This window comes from Xanthomonas sp. F1 (assembly GCF_014199855.1).
On the sequence record NZ_JACHOK010000006.1, the window covers coordinates 19,016 to 39,547 of the forward strand.

The following is a 20,532-nucleotide window of genomic DNA, read 5'->3' on the forward strand; positions in this document are numbered from 1 at the left end:
AATGCCTGCCATGGCCCAGCCCAGCACCGACGCCACCGCCAACGCCTACTACGTGCCCAGCCAGAGCCGCTGGCCGTTCATCGGCTCGATCGCGATGTTCGTGACCATGATCGGCGTGGCCAGTTGGCTCAACGACGCGTCGTGGGGCAAGTGGACCTTCTTCACCGGCATCGCGATGCTGGTGGCGACGCTGTTCATGTGGTTCGGCGACGTGATCCGCGAATCGATCGCCGGGCACTACAACCGCCAGGTCGACGTGTCGTTCCGCATGGGCATGGTGTGGTTCATCTTCTCCGAGGTGATGTTCTTCGGCGCCTTCTTCGGCGCGCTGTTCTACACCCGCACCTTCATCCTGCCGTGGCTGGGCGGCGAGGGCGACGGGGTGATGACCAACGCGCTGCTGTGGGACGGCTACTCCGCCGCCTGGCCGACCAACGGCCCGGGCGGTATCGGCGGCCAGTTCCAGACCATCCCGGCGTGGGGCCTGCCGCTGATCAACACGCTGATCCTGCTCAGTTCCGGCGTGACCCTGACCATCGCCCACCACGCGCTCAAGGCCGGCCAGCGCACCCGGCTGATGGTGTTCCAGGCGCTGACCGTGGCGCTGGGCTGCACCTTCCTGTACTTCCAGGCCGAGGAGTACATGCACGCCTACAAGGAGCTCAACCTGACCCTGGGTTCGGGCATCTACGGCTCGACGTTCTTCATGCTCACCGGCTTCCACGGCGCGCACGTGCTGTTGGGCACGATCATGCTGCTGGTGATGCTGCTGCGGATCAGCCGTGGGCACTTCAGCCGCGACAACCACTTCGCCTTCGAAGCGGCGGCGTGGTACTGGCACTTCGTCGACGTGGTGTGGCTGGCGCTGTTCCTGTTCGTGTATGTGCTTTGAGGGCGGGGATTGGGGAGTTGGGATTGGGGATTCGTGGGTTTCCGCGCGTGCCGGCGTCCCTGGCGGCGGCGTGTCGTAGGAGCGGCTTCAGCCGCGACCCGTCATCGGTAAGGCGTCGCGGCTGAAGCCGCTCCTACAAGGGATCAGTGTTTTTACGGATCGCTTGCGGCATCGTGACTACGCCGAAGCATGCTGCCATCCCGAATCCCGAATCCCGAATCCCGAAAGCAACGTCTACCGCCCGAGCCCATGAGGCTTGATCACTCCGGTATAGATGCCCAGGATCACCAGCAGGATCAGGCACACCGATAGGCCGATGCGCCAGGTCAACGCGTTTAGCGTGCGCTTGCTCTGGCCGCGGTCCACCAACAGGTAGTACAGGCCGGCGCCCAGGTTCCACAGGATGAGCAGCAGGAACGCGACGATCAGCAAAGTCTTCAGCGAGTCGTTCATGGGCGTCTCGGCACATGGTGTGTCCGCATTATGACCCTCGCCGCGGCCTCGCGCGTGGGCACGCGCCGACGCATGCCGTTGTGGCTGGGCTGGAGCGTCGCGCTGGCGGTGGCGGCGTGCTTCTGCATGCTCGGCCGCTGGCAACTGCAGCGCATGCACGAGAAGCAGGCGCTGCTGGCGCAGGCGGCGCATGTGCGCGATCGTCCGCAGACGCTGGCCGATGCGCTGCGGGCGACGCCGCCGGGACAGTTGCGCTGGGTGCATGGCGCCGGCCGCTTCCTGCCCGGGCAGATCCTGCTCGACAACCAGTTGCGGCAGGGCCGCAGCGGGGTGAAGGTGTACCAGCCGTTCCTGGCCGACGGCGCCGCGGCGCCGCTGCTGGTGGAACTGGGCTGGTTGCCGCTGCCGGCCGACCGCGCGCTGCCGGCGCCGGCGCCGCTGCGGGGCCGCTACATGCTGGTCGGCCTGCTCGGGCCTCCACCGTCGCATGGATTGACTCTGGGCCCGGCGCTGGTCGCGGCGCCGTCGCCGCAGCGCTGGCTGGCGATGCGCATCGAGCCGGGAGCGATCGGCGAGGCACTCGGCCGCCGCGACATTTTGTCGCAGGTGCTGCGCCTGGATCCGGCCCTGCCGCTGGGCTATCCGCGCGACCTGGACCTGCTGCCGAACACGCTGCCGCCCGAGCGCCACTTGGGTTACGCAGTGCAATGGTTCGGCCTGGCGCTGGCGGTGCTGGTCACCGCGGCCCTGCTCAGCTGGCGTACGCGCAGGGGAAGGGGCGGGCGCTGAGCGCGCGCGCATGAGAAAATCCCCGGCATGAATGCTCCCACCCCGGCCCCGCGCCCGGCGGCCGCACGCGGCCGCTGGCCGCTGATCGTGCTGTTCGTCCTGTTCTTCGGCTCGATGCTGGTCGCCGGCGCGTTGCGCTTTTCCGGCTGGCAGCCGGCCGCCAGTCGCAACCACGGCGAACTGCTGCAGCCGCCGGCCGACCTGCGCGCGCTGCAGCCGCGGCTGGCCGATGGCCGCGTCTACGCCTGGGAGCCGCAGCGGCGGCTGTGGCGCATCGCGCTGGCGCCGCCGGCGGACTGCGGCAGCGCCTGCGATGCGCTGGCGCGCGATCTGGACAAGGTCTGGCAACTGTTCGGCCACGATGCCGATCACGTGCAGATCCTGTGGATCGGTACGCCGCCGCCGGCCGCCCAGGCCCTGCCGCAGGTGCAGGCGCTGCGTGCGGATCCGGCGCTGCTGGCAGCGCTGCCGCGCGTGCGCGATGCGGCCGGGGTGCCGGTCTACGTCATCGATCCGAACGGTTTCGTGGTGCTGCGCTATGCCCCCGGGTTCGACCCGGCCGGGCTGCGCGCGGACCTGGCGAAGCTGCTGAAACTCCTGTGAGCCGCTCCCTATGACCCTGTTCGCGCGCCCGGCGCTGTTCCGGCATTTCCACCGCATGGCCTGGCTGGCGGCGCTGTTCACCGCCAGCACCATCATGTTCGGTTCGTTCGTGCGCCTGTCCGATGCGGGCATGAGCTGCCCGGACTGGCCGACCTGCTACGGGCGCATCACCTGGCCGCAGACCAGCGCCGAAGCCGACACCCACGCCGCCAGCAAGATCCGGCCGCTGGAGACGCACAAGGCCTGGCGCGAGCAGATCCACCGCTTCCTGGCCGGCGCGCTGGGCGTGGAGGTGCTGGTGCTGTCGCTGCTGGCGGCGCGGCGGCGCCGGCTCGGCATTGCCCAGATCGTCACGGCGGCGGCGCTGGTCGCGTTGTCGATCCCGCTGTACATGTCCGGCTGGCCGGGGCTGGCGATGCTGGTCGCGGTCGGCGGCGAGGCCATCCTGCTGCTGGCGGCGCTGCGCTGGTCCAACGACGACCTGGCCCGTGCCGCGGTGCTGACCCTGTCGGTGGTGATCTTCCAGGCCTTGCTGGGCATGTGGACGGTCACCCTGCTGCTCAAGCCGATCGTGGTGATGGGGCACCTGCTGGGCGGCTTGCTGATGTTCTCGCTGCTGGTGTGGATGGCCTGGCGCGCCACCCACCTGCCGATCACCCTGGCCGATGCGCCGCGGCTGAAATGGCTGCTGCGCCTGGGCGTGACGGTGCTGGTGCTGCAGATCGCGCTGGGCGGCTGGGTCAGCGCCAACTACGCGGCGCTGGCCTGCGGCGGCGGCAGTTGGTCGGCCGACAACTTCCCGCGCTGCGTCAGCCAGTGGTGGCCGCCGCACGATTTCCGCGAGGGCTTCACCCTGTGGCGCGGCATCGGCGTGGATTACGAAGGCGGCGTGCTCGACGGCGCGGCGCGCATCGCCATCCAGATGGCGCACCGGATGATGGCGATGGTGGTGGCCGCGTACCTGCTGTGGCTGAGCTGGCGGCTGAGCCGCACGCCGGGCATGCGTGGCTGGGCCGCGGCGCTGGCGCTGCTGCTGGTGGCGCAAGTGTGCCTGGGCATCCTCAACGTCAAGCTGGCGCTGCCCCTGCCGGTGGCGGTCCTGCACAACGCCGGCGCGGTGGCGCTGCTGTTCGTGCTGGTGTCGTTGCTGGCGCGCTTGCGGGCGCCGCAATGAGCACGCACCGCGTCCACTGGCGCGACTACTGGGACCTGACCAAGCCCAAGGTGGTCGCGCTGATCGTGTTCACCGCGCTGGTCGGCATGTGCCTGGCGATCCCGGGGCTGCCGACCTGGGCGCAGGTGCGCACCGGCCTGCTCGGTTTCTTCGGCATCTGGCTGGCGGCCTCGGCGGCGGCGGCGATCAACCAGTTGCTGGACGCGCGCATCGACGCGCAGATGGCGCGCACCTCCTGGCGCCCGCTGGTGGTGGGCAAGGTGTTGCCGTGGCAGGTGCTGCTGTTCGCCACCCTGCTCACCGCGCTGTCGATGACGGTGCTGGTGGTGTGGGTCAACGGGATCACCGCGGTGCTGACCTTCGCCTCGCTGATCGGCTACGCGGTGATCTACACCGTGTTCCTCAAGCGCACCACGCCGCAGAACATCGTCATCGGCGGCCTGGCCGGCGCCGCGCCGCCGCTGCTGGGCTGGGCCGCGATCACCGGCATGCAGGGCCAGTGGGACTGGGCCTACGCTTCGCTGCTGGTGCTGATCATCTTCGTGTGGACGCCGCCGCACTTCTGGGCGCTGGCGATCTTCCGCCGCGCCGACTACGCCAAGGCCTCGATCCCGATGCTGCCGGTCACCCACGGCGTGGCGCACACCCGCCGGCAGATCCTGGTGTACACGGTGCTGCTGGTGGTGGTGACGCTGCTGCCGGTGGCGGTGGGCATGAGCGGGGTGTTCTACCTCGGCGGCACCCTGGTGCTGGACGCGGTGTTCCTCTGGTACGCCTGGCGCATGCTCGACCCGCCGGACGAGATGTTCTCGATGCGCATGTTCGGCTATTCCATCGTGTACCTGATGGCGCTGTTCGCGTTCCTGCTGGTCGATCACTGGATCGCCTGAACCACGCGTTCAGCCCCCCGCTCAAGTGTTGCCGGTCGCGGTCGTTACCGTGCGAACGACCAAAATCGGCAAAGCCGCGGAGACACGTATGTGGGGCAAGAGCAAGCAAGACGCGGCGAAGCTGCAGGCACTGACCGAGCGCCTGCGCGAGGCCGAGGCCGACCGTGACCGCGCCCGTGCGCAGGCCGACAGCGCTCGCACCGACCTGGACTATCTGCGTGGCCGTTTCGACCTGGTCACCGCCGGCACCACCGACGGCCTGTGGGACATGGGCGTGATCGCCGGCGACCCGATCAACCCGGCCAACGAATTCTGGTGGTCGTCGCAGTTCCGCGCGATGCTGGGCTTCGCCTCCGAGCTCGACTTCCCCAACGTGCTCGACAGCTGGGCCTCGCGCCTGCACCCGGAAGACAAGCAGGCCACGCTGGACGCGTTCGCCGCGCACCTGGCTGACCGCAGCGGGCAGACCCCCTACGACGTGGAGTACCGGCTGCAGCTGAAGAATGGCCAGTACCGCTGGTTCCGCGCGCTCGGCACCACCCAGCGCGACGCCCAGGGCTCGCCGCTGCGGGTGGCCGGCGCGCTCACCGACATCACCGAGCGGCGCGAGCGCGAGGCGTTCCTGGACGTGGTCCTGACCCGCTTCGAGCTGGGCGCGGACATGCTCAACGACGGCCTGTGGGACATGAGCGTGATCGCCGGCGATCCGATCAACCCGTCCAACGAGTTCTGGTGGTCGGCGCAGTTCCGTTCGCTGCTGGGCTTCGCTTCCGAGGCAGAGTTCCCCAACGTGCTCGACAGCTGGTCCTCGCGCCTGCATCCGGAGGACGCGCAGTTCGCGCTCAACGCCTTCGCCGCGCACCTCAACGACCGCACCGGCCGCACCGGCTTCGACATCGAGTACCGGCTGCGCTTGAAGAACGGCGAGTACCGCTGGTTCCGCGCGCGCGGCCTGACCAAGCGCGCCGCCGACGGCACCCCGCTGCGCGCGGTCGGCGCGTTGCTGGACATCCATGCTGCGCGCCAACTCGGCGAAGCCGCGCACACCCTGCAGACGGCGGCGGCGGAAATGGTCGACGACAACAGCGACCTGGCCCGGCGCACCGAGCAGCAGGCCGCGGCGCTGGAAGAGGCGGCCAGTTCGATGGAAGAGATCACCGGCACCGTGCAGCGCAACGTCGAGCACGTCGGCCACGCCAACCGGCTGGTCGATGGCGCCACCGACGTCGCCCAGCGCGGTGGCGACGTGGTGCGCGACGTGGTGCAGACCATGGCCGGCATCGAGAGCGCGTCGCGCAAGATCGCCGACATCATCAGCGTCATCGACGGCATCGCCTTCCAGACCAACATCCTCGCGCTGAACGCGGCGGTGGAAGCGGCACGTGCCGGCGAGCAGGGCCGCGGCTTCGCCGTGGTCGCCACCGAGGTGCGCAGCCTGGCCCAGCGCTGCGCCGATGCGGCCAAGGAAGTGCGTGGCCTGATCGCCGGTTCCAGCGAGCAGGTCGATCGCGGTTCGGCGCTGGTCGCGCGTGCCGGCGCCACCATGGAAGAACTGCTCGGCTCGGTGCGCGAGGTGCAGCGGATCATGACCGACATCGCCGGCGCCAGCCGCGAACAGAGCGCGGGCATCGGCCAGGTCAACCAGATCGTGGTGCAGATGGACACCGCCACGCAGCAGAACGCGGCGTTGGTCGAAAAGATGGCCGAGGCCGCGCGCGCGTTGGAAGGGCAGGCGCAGGGCCTCAACGCGCACACCGGCAGTGGCCGCCGCGCCGGTGGCCAGGCCGGTGCTCAGTCGGCGGCGCCGGTTCGCGTGGCGGCCTGATCGGGAGCCCGTCGAGCGCACGGCGCGTGGTTGCGCGCCGCTGCGCGAGGCGCGCAATCGGTGTGTCGTGCGGCGCGGGCCCAACCGCGCTGCGACGCCGCGCGGACCGGATCTCTCTAAAGAGTGGCGGCCGTGCAGCGGGCCGGCGGTTGCCGCTGGCCCGCTGCAGGGCCGGCGCGCATTACACGCCTTACGCCCTCACCCCAGCCAATGCTGGCAGCCGTCGCGTGCCTGGCTGCCGCAGCTTTGCTGCATCTTCTGCTGCAGCCGCGCGAGCACCGCGCTGCCATCGTGGCCCTTGCTCCAGGCCTGCAGGGTCTTGGCCAGAGTGTCGAAGCGCTGCCGGGTGCGCTGGTGATAGCCGTCCGGCTGGCCGGCCAGTTCGCCGATCACCTGGCTGGCGGCCGCCTCGATCGCGGCCGTATTGTCCGGCTGTAGCCGGATCAGCCCATCGACGTAGAGCACGCCCCACTGCACGCGCGTGGCGGGGCCTTCGGCACTCTCGTAGGCTTTCTTCAGCCAGAACAGCGCCGTTTGCCTGTCGCCGCGCGCCTCGGCCAAGCCGGCCAGTTCCGGCATGTAGTAGTACGGCGTCTTGCTGCGCTGGAGCTCGGCCAGCAGCAGTTGTTCGGCGCCGGCGCTGTCGCCGGCGGCGTCGAGCAACGCGGCGGCGGTGCTGATCGTGGACTGGCGTTCGTAGTCGGTCTTGGCTGCTTGCTCGGCCCATTGCACGCGCTGCTGCACCTTGGCGACCACTGCGGGCGGCAGCGGCGGATGCGGGCCATCGCCGGTATCGGCCGGCTGGCCTTGCGCCAACCGTGCCAGAGCGATGTCCGCGGCGGCGGTGTCCAGGCGGTCGCTGATCGGCAGGCTGCTGTCGGCGTAGACCTGGTCCAGCGCATGGGTCAGCGCGCCCGACAGTGCGCTGCGCTCGGCGGCGTCGCTGGCCGCGGCCTGCACCAGCTCGCGCGCCGCATAGGTCAGCGTGCTGCGGTTGGCGCGCACCTCGGCCGGATCGGCCAGCACCGCCCGCAGCAGGTCGCGATCGGCGGCGCGGTGCTTGGCGTCTACGCTGGCGGCCTTGGCCGGATCCTGCGCGGCCAACGCCAGCAACGCGAAACGGCGCTGCAAGGCCGGCTGTGGCGCCGCGGCGGCCAGGCGCGTCAGCACGTCGTGCGCCTGACCCGGCTCGACCAACTGCGCCGCATCCACGGCCCAGCCGTATTCGCCGAGCAGGGTCCAGTCGTCGGCATCGAGCGTGGCCGGCGCCTTCAGCGCCTGCTGCAGCAATTGCGCCGAGGTGGTGGTGCGGGTCGCGGCCACGCGCAGGGCCTCGGCCAGGCGCTGGGTGTCGCTGTCGCCGGCCAGGCGGGTGATCTCGCTGCGGTCCGGGCGCAACACGATGATGGTCGGATAGCCCTTGATGCCGAAGCGTTCGCCCCAGGCCTGCGCCCCTTCCGAATCGCCGTCCAGGTGTACCGCGACGAAGGCACGGGTGCGGGCGATGAACGCCGGATCCTTGAACAGCGTGGCCTTGAGCCGGTTGCACGGTGGGCACCAGGCGGCGCCCCAGTACAGCAGCACCGGCTTGTCGTGTTCGCGCGCTTCGGCGAAGGCATCGTCGACGTCGCCCTCGCGCCAGGCGATGCCGGCGCTGTCGGCGGCAGGTGCCGGCGTGGCGGCCTTGGGCGCGGCAGGCGCGGGCAGTTTCTGGCAGGCACTCAGCGCCAGGAGCGCGGCCAGGCTGGCGGAGATCGTCGCGGAACGGCGAAACATGCGGCTCATGGGGGCACCGGATGGGGAAGGAAGCACGGCACCGGCCGCGCCGGCCGTCCACTGTACGCAGCCCCCGCCGCGGTTGCATATGCCGGCTGGGCATCTGCATATGCCGCTCGTACCGGTGTTGCGGCGGTGCTGCCGCGGAACATCGGCTCGCCCGACGCACCGCGCGGCTGCCGCCCGCCGCTCGCTAGGGCCTTGCGTCTGCTTTCGCCGCGCGCGCGTAGCGTTGCGCGATCACGGCGCAGACGATCAGCTGGATCTGGTGGTAGATCATCACCGGCAACACGATCGCGCCGAGACTGCCGCTGGCGAACAACACCTTGGCCATCGGCACGCCGGTGGCCAGGCTCTTCTTGGAGCCGCAGAACACGATCGGGATCTCGTCTTCGCGCGAAAACCCCAGGCGCCGCGCGCCGAAGGTGATCAACGTCATCGCCAGCGCCAGCAGCACCGCGCCGACCGCGGCGACGCCGAGCAGCGCCGGCAGCGGCGTCTTGTGCCACAGGCCTTCGACCACCGCCGCGCTGAATGCGGTGTACACCACCAGCAGGATGGTGCTCTGGTCGGTGTAGCGCAGCACTGCACGGCGGCGCTCGACCCAACCGCCGATCCAGCGCTGCAGCAGGTGGCCGGCGACGAATGGCACCAGCAGTTGCAGCATGATCTTGCCCATCGCCTCCAACGGATTGGACATGGCGCTCTGCGCGTCGGCCAGCACGCCCATCAGCAGCGGCGTCAGGAACACCCCGAGCAGGCTCGACAGCGAGGCGCTGCACACGGCCGCCGGCACGTTGCCGCCGGCCATCGAGGTGAAGGCGATCGACGATTGCACCGTGGACGGCAGCGTGCACAGGAACAGCACGCCGATGTACAGGTCCGGGGTCAGCAGCCAGTGCGACAGCGGCTTGAACAGCAGGCCCAGCAGCGGGAACAGGATGAAGGTGGCGGCGAAGATGGTCAGGTGCAGCCGCCAGTGCAGCGCGCCGGCGACGATGGCCTCGCGCGACAGTCGCGCACCATGCAGGAAGAACAGCGCGGCGATCGCCAGATCGGTGACCACGTCCATCACCGACGCCGCGCGTCCCTGCACCGGCAGCAGCGAGGCCAGCAGTACCGTGCATAGCAGCGCCAGGGTGAACGGTTCGATGCGCAGGCGCGCGAGCCAGGACTTGATCATCGGGGGAAGGTCGAGCGGGGGAGTGGTGCATTTTAGAAAGCATGGCGCCCGCACGCGAATCCGGACGCACGGCGTAGACAACTCGCAGACATGTTGCGGTGCTGGCCGTTTCGGTCGAATGCGTGCATCGGCGGCTTGCTAGATTGCGGCCACCCGGCCGATGGGGAGCGCGCCGGGCACGCAGGTGCGCGTCGCGCGCTTGCGCTTCCTGCTTCTCCAGGCACTGCCACGGACTAGGAGCTTGCACATGCCATACGATCAGTATCAGACCGTTTTCGCGCTTTCGACGCTGGCCAACTGGGTCAGCACGCAGACCGGCACTGCGCAAGCACTGCAGGCCGAGTATCAGAAGGTCCTGGTGGCGACGCTGGCCTCGCCACCTGCGCAGGCGGCGATCGGTACCTGGGAATTGGTGTGGGGGCCGCAGGTCTGGCAGGCGGAGACCTCCGATCGCTCGGACAACGCCATGTTCGTGGCCAAGGCGAGCAATGTCGGCGACCTGGCCGGGGACGTGTATGTCGTGGCGATCGCTGCGACCAATCCGCTTTCTTCCTATGACTGGATGATGGAGGACTTCGACGTCGCCAGCGTGGTCGACTTCGCGACCTACGATCCCACGGCGAGTACGCCCCCGGTTGCACTGATGAATCCGACGGAGAAGAGCACGGTCATCTCGATGGGGACGGCGCTGGGCGTCTGGCATCTGCTCAACATGGTGAGTCCGCCCTCCGGCGTGTCGCCAGGCGTCACGCTGGACGCGTACCTGAAAAAGGTGGCGAGCAGTGGCGCAAGCGTCATTTTCGCCGGTCATAGCCTGGGCGGCGCCCTGTCGCCGACCATGGCCACCTGGTTCAAGAGCACTCACCGGTTGGACGCCTGCAAGGCGGTGTACTGCTATCCCACGGCGGGCGCAACGCCGGGCAACGCCGCCTTCGCGGGGCTGTGCAAATCGACGTTGCCGCCGACCGCTGGCAACACCTACCAGGTGTGGAATCGCGACCTGTGGAATTCGTACGACGTGGTGCCGCACGCGTGGAATACGGCGATGCTGGAGCAGATCAAGACGATCTACGACAACAAGTCGTTCGTGACGATCGATCTTGCCGTGGACAAGGCGAAGAAAAAGTCGCTCTCTTCCGGGATCGCGTACACCCAGATCGCCAACCAGGAGCTCGTCGGCACGTTGGCAGGCATTCCGACCAGCGCCTTCCAGTTCCTGGAACAGGCGAAAAACCAACACACGACCGCGTATTCCGCCTTGATCGCGAACCGCTTGATCCCGGTGGTGCCGCCGGCGCAGGAGCGGCAGACGGCAGACGTGGACACGGATGCGGAGCTGTATGCGCTGCTGACCCGGCTCGATGCGGACGTGCGCGCGTCGACGGCGCAGTCCTAGGCACCGCGCCGCCCAGGCAGGCAACGCAAAGGCGTACTACGTGCGTAGAAGACGATGGCGATCGCCAGGTGCGACCGCCATCGTCGACCGAGGCCTGCCGGCATCCAGCGGCGGGCCGCGTGTCCCGCCGCTGGACTCAGCGCAATGACCCGAGCACTTTGAGCAGTTCGCGCTGTTCGTACTTGTCGGTTTCGTCCAGCCCTTGCGCGCGCTGTTTGGCGGTCAATTCTTCCAGGCGCTGCTGCAGCGTCTGCTTTTCCAGCTGCACGACCACGTCGTGCAGTTCCTGGCGCCAGCTGGCGGTCTCGCCGGCGATCTCCTGCACCGCCAGCTTCTGCAGCGCGGCCAGTTCCTCGCGTTCGTGAAAGTGTTCGAGCAGGGCGCCGGTGGTGATTTCCGGGCGCGCATGCACGATCTGCAGCAGTTCGATCATCAGTTCGATGCCGGGTAGGCGCAGGCCGGCGAAAGGGTAGGGCGGCGGCAGGTCCAGCGCGAGCGACGGTGCCTGCAGCAGGCGCACGATCGCCTCGCGGACCAGGCTGCGCTTGTGCGCCGGGCGCGGTGCGCGCGGTGCCGGCCGGCTTGCCGCTGCTGTGGCCGCGGCCGGTGCGGCGGCACCGATGCCGGTGAGTTCGGCCAGGCGTTGGCGCATCAGGTCGCCGAAGGCGCCGTCGGGGATCTGCGCCAGCATCGGCCGCGCGCGTTCGGCCAGGCGCGCCTTGCCGTCGAGCGTGCCGAGGTTGATCTCGCGCGAGAGTTCGTCGAAGAAGAACTGCGACAGCGGCGTGGCCTGGACCAGCCGCGCGTCGAAGGCCGCGGCGCCTTCCTTGCGCACGATGGTGTCCGGGTCCTCGCCGTCGGGCAGGAACAGGAAGAACGCCTGGCGCCCGTCCTTCATCCGCGGCAGCACCGATTCCAGCGCCTTCCAGCCGGCGCGGCGGCCGGCGGCGTCGCCGTCAAAGCAGAAGAACACGTCCGGCGCGTTGCGGAACAGCAGTTCGGCATGGTCCGGCGTGGTCGCGGTACCCAGCGTCGCCACCGCCTGGGTGACGCCGAACTGGAACAGCGAGACCACGTCCATGTAGCCCTCGACCACGATCAGCCGCTCGATCTTCTGGTTGGCCTGGCGCACCTGCCACAGGCCGTACAGTTCGCGGCCCTTGTGGAACAGCGCGGTCTCCGGCGAGTTCAGGTACTTGGGGCCGTCGTCCTTGTCGAGCACGCGGCCGCCGAAGGCGATGACCCGGCCACGGCGGTCGAAGATCGGGAACATCACCCGGTCGCGGAACTTGTCGTAGACGTGGCCGCGGTCGTTCTTGGAGAACAGCCCGGCACGGTCCAGCAGCTTGAGCCGGCGCTCGTCGGTGCCCAGTGCGTCCTTGAGCGCGCCGTAGCCGTCCGGGGCGTAGCCGATCTGGAAGCGCGCGCGGTTCTCGGCGTCCACGCCGCGCCCGTCCAGGTAGGCGCGTGCCTTCTCGCTGCCGTCGAACTGGCGCTGGAAGAACTTGGCTGCCGCTTCCAGTGCCGAGTACAGGTCGCGGTGGTCGTCGCCGGCGGCCTGCGCCGCGCCGCGCTGTTGAGCGTCGCGCGGGATTTCCATGCCGGCGCGCTTGGCCAGCTCGTCGACCGCGTCGAGGAATTCGAGGCGGTCGTAGTTCATCAGGAAGCTGATCGCGGTGCCGTGCGCGCCGCAGCCGAAGCAGTGGTAGAACTGCTTGGTCGGCGACACCGTGAACGACGCCGAGCGCTCGTCGTGGAACGGGCAGCGCGCCGCGTATTCCTTGCCCTGGCGCTTCAGCGGCACGCGCGTGCCGATCACCTCGACGATGTCGGTGCGGGCGAGCAGGTCGTCGATGAATGCGTCGGGGATGCGGGCCATCCGCATAGGATGCCATGCGCCTGTGCCGTCACGCTCGAGGCGCGGCCTGCGCGGTTCAGCGCCGTGCGATCACGGCGTCGGTGGCGCCTGCGTGGCGCTGCGCGGGTCGATCCCGGCGGCGGTGAGCTTGCTGTGCGAGCGCAGGCGCTCGTCGATCACCGCGGTGATCAGCGCGCCGACGAAGAACACCACGGTGGCGTAGTAGATCCACACCAGCAGGATCACCAGCGCGCCCATCGAGCCGTAGGCGCTGCCGGGCGCGGCGGTGGCGATGTACAGGCCGATCGCATAGCGCCCGGCCACGAACAGGCAGGCGGTGATGGCGCCGCCGATGACCGCCTGGCGCCATTGCACCCGGCGGTCGGGCAGGTAGTGGTAGAGCACGGCGAAGGCCAGCACGTAGATCGCCAGGGTCGAGACGTAGCCGACCGCCGGCAGCAGCGAGGGCATCCGCGCGAACACCACCTGCAGCACGGTGGTCAGGATCATCGAGATCAGCAGCAGGAAGCCCAGCCCCAGCACCACGCCGAAGGAGAACACCCGCTTCTTCAGCCACGCCATGATGCCGTCCAGGCGCTGCTTGTCGGTACGGAAGATCAGGTTCAGCGCATTCTGCAGCTGCGCGAACACCGCGGTGGCGCCGACGAACAGCAGCAGGGTGCTCCACAGCCCGGCCAGCGAGCCGATGTTGGGCTGGTTCTTGGCGTTGTCGATCACCGTCTGCGCGACTTCGCGCGCGCCGTGCCCGGCCAGTTGCCCGATCTGCGCGATCAGCGCCTCCTGCGCCTGCGGATACAGCGAGGCGGTGAGCCACAGCAGCAGCACCAGCAGCGGCGCCAGCGACAGCAGCGCGTAGAACGACAGCGACGCCGCCTGGGTCATCACGTCGATCTCGACGAAGCGCCGCGCCAGCGCGGCCGGCAGGCTCTGCTGCAGGCGGTCGAGATGTTTGTGCAGGCGATCGGACGACAGGGGCAGGGACATGGGCGCGGGACCTTCGGCGCGCGGCGTCGCAACGCCGGTCCCGCACTGCGCGCTGGAGGAAGGGCGCGGGCTTGCCGGGCGTTGTAGCAGCCCGGCATCGAAAGGCGGGTGAAGCCCGCCGCCCGCCAGTCCGTCAGCCGGCCAACTGCTGCTTGACCAGCACCGAGACCTGGCCCATGTCGGCCTTGCCGGCCAGCATCGGCTTGAGCACGGCCATCAGCTTGCCCATGTCGGCCGGGCTGGCGGCGCCGGTCTGCGCCTTCGCCGCCTGGATCGCGGCGACGATCTCGGCCTCGCCCATCTTGCTCGGCAGGTAGCGCTCGATCACCACGATCTCCTCGCGCTCCACCTGGGCCAGGTCGTCGCGGCCGGCGGCCTCGTACTGGGTCACCGAGTCCTTGCGCTGCTTGACCATCTTGTCCATCACCGCGATCACCGCGGCGTCGTCCATCTCCACGCGCTCGTCCACTTCCTTCTGCTTGATCGCGGCGTTGATCAGCCGGATCACGCCCAGGCTGTGCTTGTCGCCGGACTTCATCGCGGCCTTCATGTCGTCGGTGAGCTGCTGCTTGAGGGTCATGAGGGGCTCCACAGGGATAGAGAAAAGGGGAAGGGCATTCTAGGCAGGCGCGCTGGCGCAGGCCGTATGGCCGAGGCGGCACGGGGGCGCCGAGAGAACAGGGACGGGACCGAGACCCTGCGCGAGGCAGCGTGCAGGGTCAAAACAGCAGACGCACAAAAAGCCGGCGACGCTTGCGCGTGCCGGCTTCGTGGGCTTACCGTAGCGGATGCCGAAACCGGCACACCCCGCTACCGCAGGCCGCGATCCTCAGTACAGACGCTGGCGCTTGGTGACGTCGCGCGAGGTGCGACGCAGCTGGCGCTTCACCGCGGCAGCGGCCTTGCGCTTGCGTTCCTGGGTCGGCTTTTCGTAGAACTCGCGCTTGCGGGTTTCGGCCAGCACGCCGGCCTTTTCGCAGGTGCGCTTGAAGCGACGGAGCGCAAACTCGAAGGGCTCGTTCTCGCGGACTTTAACGCTGGGCATGGAATCTCCGGGACACAATGGTGACCGGGTCACGCCCGGCGAGCCGCACATTATAGCGACAGTTTCCGCGGCTGCAAGCACCGCGTTTGGCCTGCCGCCGATTCGGCCGCACAATGCACCCATGAACGTTCTCGGCATCGAATCCAGTTGCGACGAAACCGGCGTCGCCGTCTACGACACCAGCCGCTCCGGGGCCGCCGCGCTGCGCGCCCACGCGCTGTACAGCCAGATCGCCCTGCACGCCGAGTACGGCGGGGTGGTGCCGGAGCTGGCCAGTCGCGACCACGTCCGCAAGCTGCTGCCGCTGATCCGCCAGACCCTGGCCGAGGCCGGCCTGCAGGTGCGCGACCTGGATGGGGTGGCCTACACCGCCGGCCCGGGCCTGGTCGGCGCGCTGCTGGTCGGCGCCGGCGTCGCCCGCGCCCTGGCCTGGGCGCTGGAGGTGCCGGCGATCGGCGTGCATCACATGGAAGGCCACCTGCTGGCGCCGCTGATGGAGGATCCGGACCCGGTGCACGGCGCGCCGGCGCCGCCGTTCGTGGCGCTGCTGGTCTCCGGCGGCCACACCCAGCTGATCGCGGTGGAGGCCATCGGCCGCTATCGCCTGCTCGGCGAGACCCTGGACGATGCGGCCGGCGAGGCCTTCGACAAGACCGCCAAGCTGATGGGGCTGCCGTATCCGGGCGGCCCGCAGCTCGCGGCGCTGGCCACACAGGGCACCTCGGGGCGGTTCCGCTTCGCCCGGCCGATGACCGACCGGCCCGGCCTGGACTTCAGCTTCTCCGGCCTCAAGACCCAGGTGCTGCTGGCCTGGCGCGACAGCGACCAGTCCGACGCAGTGCGCGCCGACATCGCCCGCGGCTTCGAGGATGCGGTGGTGGACACGCTGGCGATCAAATGCGAGCGCGCGCTGGAGGCGGCCGGCAGCGACACCATCGTTGTCGCCGGCGGCGTCGGCGCCAACCTGCGCCTGCGTGCCAAGCTGCAGGCGATGGCGCAGGCCCGCGGCGGCCGTGCCTGCTTCCCGCGCCCAGCGCTGTGCACCGACAACGGCGCGATGATCGCCTTCGCCGGCGCCCTGCGCCTGCAGGCCGGGCTGCACGACGCCGCGTCCGCGGTGCAGGTGACGCCGCGCTGGGACATGGCGACGCTGCCGCCGCTTGCGGCGGCGGCGGCGCGGGATTCGGGAGTGGGGATTGGGGATTCGTAAAGCGGCTCCGCTCCTGCCTCTGCTTTTGCTTTGCTTTCGCCTTTCGCTCTTACCATTCCCCAATCCCCATTCCCCAATCCCGGCTCCCAATGGATAAAGTCTTCATCGAAGGTCTGGAAATCGACGCGCTGATCGGCATCTACGATTGGGAGCGGCGGATCCGGCAGACGCTGCGCTTCGATCTGGAAATGGGCTTCGACAACCGCAAGCCCGCGGCCAGCGACGACATCGCCGATACGCTCAACTACAAGGCGGTGAGCAAGCGCCTGGTGGAACTGGTCGAGCAGTCCGGCTACGGCCTGGTCGAGACACTGGCCGAGCGGTGCGCGGCGGCGGTGCTGGACGAGTTCGACGTGCAGTGGTTGCGGCTGAAGCTGAGCAAGCCGGGCGCGGTGCGCGGGGCGCAGGCGGTGGGGGTCATCATCGAGCGCAGCCGCGCATGACGGTGCAGGCGTTGCCGCCGTTCGCCAGCGCCGCCCCGACGGCGGCGCCCGGCGCAAGCTTCTTCGCCGACCTGCAGCGCACCCTGGCGCCGTATCCCTGGGCCTACGACGCGATGGTGATCGTGGCGCTGCTGCTGGCGGCGTGGCTGGCCAACTGGGTGACCAAGCGCATCCTGCTGCGCGGGCTGCGACGTGCGCTGCGCGCCACCGTGCTCAGCGACAAGGAGGTGAAGCTGAGCGTGATCCCGCGCCTGGCCAACGTGATCCCGGCGTTGGTGCTGTCGCTGGGCATCGGCGCGGTGCCGCACCTGCCGGTGGCGATGGTCAGCGTGGTGCGCAACGTCTGCGCCGCCTTCATCGTGCTGACCGTGGCGCTGGCGGCGTCGCGCGTGCTGGATCTGCTCAACCACGTCTACGAGCGGCGCCCGGACGCGCACAACAAGCCGATCAAGGGCTACATGCAGTTGCTCAAGATCGTGCTCGGCGTGGTCGCCGCGGTGCTGATGGTGTCGGTGCTGGTCGACAAGTCGCCGGTGATCCTGCTGTCGGGCGTGGGCGCGATGATGGCGGTGCTGATCCTGGTGTTCCAGGACACGCTGCTGTCGCTGGTGGCCAGCGTCACCATCAGTTCCAACGACATGGTCCGCGTCGGCGATTGGATCGAGATGCCGCAGCAGAACGCCGACGGCGACGTGATCGACATCGCGCTGCATACGGTCAAGGTCCAGAACTGGGACAAGACCATCACCACCATCCCGACCAAGAAGCTGATCAGCGACTCGTTCAAGAACTGGCGCGGGATGAGCGAGGCCGGCGGGCGCCGGATCAAGCGCGCGCTGTACCTGGACCAGCACAGCGTGCGTTTCCTCGACGCCGCCGAGATCGAGCAGATGCGGCAGTTGACCGTGCTGCGCGAGTACATCGACCGCAAGCGCACCGAACTCGACGCGTGGAACGGGGCGCTGGCCGAGCGCGGGGTGGCGCCGATCAATGGCCGCCGGATCACCAATCTCGGCACCTTCCGCGCCTACGTCGAGCACTACCTGCGCGCCAGCCCGCACGTGCGCCAGGACATGACCCTGCTGGTGCGGCAACTGGAACCCGGCGCCAACGGCCTGCCGCTGGAGCTGTACTGCTTCGCCAACGACACCCGCTGGGCGATGTACGAGCAGATCCAGGCGGACCTGTTCGACCACCTGCTGGCAATCCTGCCCAATTTCGACCTGCGCGTGTTCCAGGCCTCCAGCGACGCGATGTTCATGGACAGCGCGCGCATCCGCCGCGCCCCGGACGTCGTGCCGCCGCCGGCGGCTTGACGGCCGTCACGTCTGCGGGCATGTTGCGGGACAACATGCCGGCGCCTCTCGCCGCCGGCCCGCAGCAACAAGGGGCGCGATGGACTGGAGCAAGTACCGCACGGCCACCTTCGACGAGCTGATCCAGTCCGACGGGCAGCCACGTCCGGCCGCGCGCCGGGTCATCGAGTACCTGTCCAGCCTCAGTGGACGCGAATTGTCCGAACGCCAGCTCGCCGCCGACGTCGCCGCGCGGGTCATGGGCATCACCTTCACCGTCTACTCCGACGGCCGCAACGTCGACCGCACCCTGCCGTTCGACCTGATCCCGCGGGTGATCCCGCTGCACGAGTGGCAGCGCACCGAGGCCGGACTGAAGCAGCGCATGCGCGCGCTCAACCTGTTCATCGGCGACATCTACGGCGCCCAGCGCATCGTCAAGGACAAGGTGTTCCCGGCGATGCTGCTGGAGCACTCGGTGAACTTCCGCCCGCAGTGCGTGGGCATCACCCCGGCGCTGGGGGTGTGGGCGCACGTGTGCGGCTCGGACCTGGTGCGCGACGCCGACGGCGCGCTGTACGCGCTGGAGGACAACCTGCGCATCCCCAGCGGCGTGTCGTACATGCTCGAGAACCGCATGGTCGCCAAGCGGGTGTTCCCGGAACTGTTCGAGACCAGCGCGATCCTGCCGGTGGACGACTACCCGGCGCAGCTCTACGACACCCTGGCGGCGCTGTCGCCTCGCCCCGGCGACCAGCCGGTGATCGCGCTGCTGACCCCGGGCATCTTCAACAGCGCCTACTTCGAACACGCCTACCTGGCGCAGGCGATGGGCATCGAATTGGTCGAGGGCGACGACCTGTTCGTGGCCGACGACGACTGCACCTACATGCGCACGGTGTACGGACCGCGCCGGGTCGACGTGATCTACCGCCGGGTCGACGACCTGTTCCTGGATCCGGAGGCGTTCCGCGCCGATTCGGTGCTGGGCGTGGCCGGGCTGATCCGCAGCTGGCGCGCCGGCAAGGTCGCTCTGGCCAACGCGCCGGGCGCCGGCGTGGCCGACGACAAGGTGGTGTTCGCCTACGTGCCGAAGATGATCCGCTACTACCTGGACGAGGAGCCGATCCTGCCCAACGTGCCCAGCTACCTGTGCCACGACGACACCGACCGCCAGTACGTGCTCGAGCACCTGGACGAGCTGGTGGTGAAGCCGGCCAACGAGTCCGGCGGCTACGGCATGCTGATCGGCCCGCGCTCGACCACGCGCCAGCGCGAGCAGTTCCGCAAGCTGATCCTGGCCGACCCGCGCAACTACATGGCGCAGCCGACCCTGGGCCTGTCCACCGCGCCGATCGTGACCGAGGCCGGGCCGGCGCCGCGACACCTGGACCTGCGCCCGTTCATCCTGTCCCGCGATGACGTCTACGTCACCACCGGCGGGCTGACCCGGGTGGCGATGGAGGAGGGCTCGCTGGTGGTCAATTCCTCGCAGGGCGGCGGCGCCAAGGACACCTGGGTGGTGGACCTGGACGAGGAACTGGACTGATGCTCTCGCGCGTTGCCGACAACCTCTACTGGTTCAGCCGCTACGTGCGCCGCGCCGAGACCACCGCGCGGCTGGTCGGGGTGGGCAGCCTGCTGCAGCTGGACCTGCCACGCTCGGTGCGTTTCGCCTGGCGGCCGATGATCGACACGGTCGGCGCCGGCGAGATCTTCGCGCTGTGGTTCCCCAATGCCGGCGACGACGTCGGCGACGCCGACGTGGTGCGCTTCCTGCTGCTGGACGAGCGCAATCCGTCCTCGCTGCGCAGCTCGGTGCGCTACGCCCGCGAACTGCTGCGCAGCATCCGCGACACCCTGCCGCAGGAGATCTGGGAGGCGGTCAACGACCTGCACCTGTACATCGACGCCAACGGCGAGCGCAGCGTCGGCCGCCGTTACCGCATGGAGTTCCTGGGTCACGTGACCGATGCCTGCCTGAAGGTGTCCGGGCTGCTGACCGCCAACGTCAGCCGCGACATCGGTTTCCAGTTCCTGCGCCTGGGCACGGCGATCGAGCAGGCCGACATGACCACGCGCATCATCGATGCCGGCGCCTCGGGCCTGATCACCCCGCGCAAGGCAGACGACCGCGAGGCCTACCAGGCCATGCAGTGGATGAGCGTGCTGCGCGCGCAGGCCGCCTACCAGATGTACCGCCGGCACGTGCGCCAGCGCGTCACCGGCGAGCAGGCGCTGCGGTTCCTGCTGCAGAACAACGACTTCCCGCGCAGCGTGCAGTTCTGCCTGGTGCGCGCCCAGCACATCCTGCCGACCATGCCGCCGCGGCCGCCGGTGGAGCGCGCACTGATGCGCATCAGCGGGTTGGTGCGCAATGCCGACCCGGCCTACCTGGCCCAGCACAACCCGGCCGGGTTCATGGACGAGATCCAGACCCATCTCGGCCACCTGCACAGCGCCATCGCCGAGGCCTACTTCAGTTCCTGAGCGGCCGCAGGCACCGCCTTGCCTGTGGCTGGCGGTCGCGGCGCGGCGCCTGGTGCGCCGGGCACCCCTGCCGAGTCCCGCCGTCGCCTACCCCTAGGCGGCGTACGTCCGCAGGCGTATGGTGCGCGGCGGCCTGGCCGGCCCCGGTCCGTAGACAGTTTTCTGAATAGGCGATTCCGGCGCCGGAACTTGCCCCATCGACTGG

19 protein-coding genes are annotated in these 20,532 nt (G+C 69.3%); 12 read left to right on the plus strand and 7 right to left on the minus strand.

Features of this window, described 5'->3' with window-relative positions:
- The first annotated feature begins 10 nt into the window (after positions 1 to 10).
- A complete protein-coding gene (locus GGR71_RS13920) occupies positions 11 to 892 on the plus strand; it encodes a cytochrome c oxidase subunit 3 (protein ID WP_010341611.1) in 882 nt (293 codons plus the stop codon).
- Between the two features lie 234 nt (positions 893 to 1,126).
- Here GGR71_RS13920 and GGR71_RS13925 read toward each other — a convergent pair whose 3' ends face one another.
- On the minus strand, positions 1,127 to 1,345 hold the full coding sequence (locus GGR71_RS13925) for a twin transmembrane helix small protein (RefSeq protein ID WP_160957855.1): 219 nt from the start codon (positions 1,343 to 1,345) through the stop codon (positions 1,127 to 1,129).
- 30 nt (positions 1,346 to 1,375) lie between these two features.
- On the opposite strand from GGR71_RS13925, the gene GGR71_RS13930 reads away from it, so the two are divergent.
- The 5 genes from GGR71_RS13930 (at position 1,376) to GGR71_RS13950 (ending at position 6,626) form a co-directional block, all read left to right on the plus strand.
- Positions 1,376 to 2,134, plus strand: coding sequence for an SURF1 family protein (locus GGR71_RS13930; protein ID WP_184452060.1), 759 nt, complete (start codon positions 1,376 to 1,378; stop codon positions 2,132 to 2,134).
- Positions 2,135 to 2,161: 27 nt separating this feature from the next.
- Positions 2,162 to 2,737: a hypothetical protein gene (locus tag GGR71_RS13935; protein WP_160957849.1), complete on the plus strand. Its 576-nt coding sequence runs from the start codon at positions 2,162 to 2,164 to the stop codon at positions 2,735 to 2,737.
- 10 nt (positions 2,738 to 2,747) lie between these two features.
- Positions 2,748 to 3,911, plus strand: coding sequence for a COX15/CtaA family protein (locus GGR71_RS13940; protein WP_160957846.1), 1,164 nt, complete (start codon positions 2,748 to 2,750; stop codon positions 3,909 to 3,911).
- Positions 3,908 to 4,801, plus strand: coding sequence for a heme o synthase (cyoE, locus tag GGR71_RS13945; protein WP_160957844.1), 894 nt, complete (start codon positions 3,908 to 3,910; stop codon positions 4,799 to 4,801). Before GGR71_RS13940 ends, cyoE begins: the two co-directional genes overlap by 4 nt.
- A gap of 88 nt (positions 4,802 to 4,889) precedes the next feature.
- Entirely contained in the window at positions 4,890 to 6,626 is a 1,737-nt protein-coding gene (locus GGR71_RS13950; protein WP_160957841.1) for a methyl-accepting chemotaxis protein, read from the plus strand.
- 198 nt (positions 6,627 to 6,824) lie between these two features.
- Here GGR71_RS13950 and GGR71_RS13955 read toward each other — a convergent pair whose 3' ends face one another.
- Complete coding sequence (locus tag GGR71_RS13955) at positions 6,825 to 8,411, minus strand: thioredoxin family protein (RefSeq protein WP_160957838.1); 1,587 nt, start codon at positions 8,409 to 8,411, stop codon at positions 6,825 to 6,827.
- 184 nt (positions 8,412 to 8,595) lie between these two features.
- Entirely contained in the window at positions 8,596 to 9,585 is a 990-nt protein-coding gene (locus tag GGR71_RS13960; RefSeq protein ID WP_160957836.1) for a bile acid:sodium symporter family protein, read from the minus strand.
- Positions 9,586 to 9,832: 247 nt separating this feature from the next.
- On the opposite strand from GGR71_RS13960, the gene GGR71_RS13965 reads away from it, so the two are divergent.
- A complete protein-coding gene (locus GGR71_RS13965; RefSeq protein ID WP_160957833.1) occupies positions 9,833 to 10,981 on the plus strand; it encodes a lipase family protein in 1,149 nt (382 codons plus the stop codon).
- Positions 10,982 to 11,117: 136 nt separating this feature from the next.
- On the opposite strand, the gene dnaG is transcribed toward GGR71_RS13965, so the two are convergent.
- From dnaG to rpsU, 4 genes are all read right to left on the minus strand, one after another.
- A complete protein-coding gene (gene dnaG / locus GGR71_RS13970) occupies positions 11,118 to 12,860 on the minus strand; it encodes a DNA primase (RefSeq protein WP_160957830.1) in 1,743 nt (580 codons plus the stop codon).
- Between the two features lie 69 nt (positions 12,861 to 12,929).
- Positions 12,930 to 13,844, minus strand: coding sequence for a YihY/virulence factor BrkB family protein (locus tag GGR71_RS13975; RefSeq protein ID WP_160957827.1), 915 nt, complete (start codon positions 13,842 to 13,844; stop codon positions 12,930 to 12,932).
- Between the two features lie 133 nt (positions 13,845 to 13,977).
- Positions 13,978 to 14,424: a GatB/YqeY domain-containing protein gene (locus GGR71_RS13980; RefSeq protein WP_048489581.1), complete on the minus strand. Its 447-nt coding sequence runs from the start codon at positions 14,422 to 14,424 to the stop codon at positions 13,978 to 13,980.
- Positions 14,425 to 14,673: 249 nt separating this feature from the next.
- Positions 14,674 to 14,889: a 30S ribosomal protein S21 gene (rpsU, locus tag GGR71_RS13985; protein WP_003465342.1), complete on the minus strand. Its 216-nt coding sequence runs from the start codon at positions 14,887 to 14,889 to the stop codon at positions 14,674 to 14,676.
- A gap of 121 nt (positions 14,890 to 15,010) precedes the next feature.
- On the opposite strand from rpsU, the gene tsaD reads away from it, so the two are divergent.
- The 5 genes from tsaD to GGR71_RS14010 all read left to right on the plus strand — a co-directional run bounded on the left by tsaD (position 15,011) and on the right by GGR71_RS14010 (position 20,327).
- Positions 15,011 to 16,099 (plus strand): tRNA (adenosine(37)-N6)-threonylcarbamoyltransferase complex transferase subunit TsaD, encoded by a 1,089-nt coding sequence (gene tsaD, locus GGR71_RS13990; protein ID WP_160957825.1) that lies wholly within the window; start codon positions 15,011 to 15,013, stop codon positions 16,097 to 16,099.
- Positions 16,100 to 16,188: 89 nt separating this feature from the next.
- Positions 16,189 to 16,542: a dihydroneopterin aldolase gene (folB, locus tag GGR71_RS13995; protein WP_160957823.1), complete on the plus strand. Its 354-nt coding sequence runs from the start codon at positions 16,189 to 16,191 to the stop codon at positions 16,540 to 16,542.
- Positions 16,539 to 17,858 (plus strand): mechanosensitive ion channel family protein, encoded by a 1,320-nt coding sequence (locus tag GGR71_RS14000; RefSeq protein ID WP_160957821.1) that lies wholly within the window; start codon positions 16,539 to 16,541, stop codon positions 17,856 to 17,858. The genes folB and GGR71_RS14000 overlap by 4 nt, the downstream gene beginning before the upstream one ends.
- Positions 17,859 to 17,937: 79 nt before the next feature.
- Positions 17,938 to 19,386, plus strand: coding sequence for a circularly permuted type 2 ATP-grasp protein (locus tag GGR71_RS14005; protein ID WP_160957818.1), 1,449 nt, complete (start codon positions 17,938 to 17,940; stop codon positions 19,384 to 19,386).
- Positions 19,386 to 20,327, plus strand: coding sequence for an alpha-E domain-containing protein (locus tag GGR71_RS14010; RefSeq protein ID WP_160957816.1), 942 nt, complete (start codon positions 19,386 to 19,388; stop codon positions 20,325 to 20,327). Before GGR71_RS14005 ends, GGR71_RS14010 begins: the two co-directional genes overlap by 1 nt.
- Positions 20,328 to 20,532: the final 205 nt, after the last annotated feature.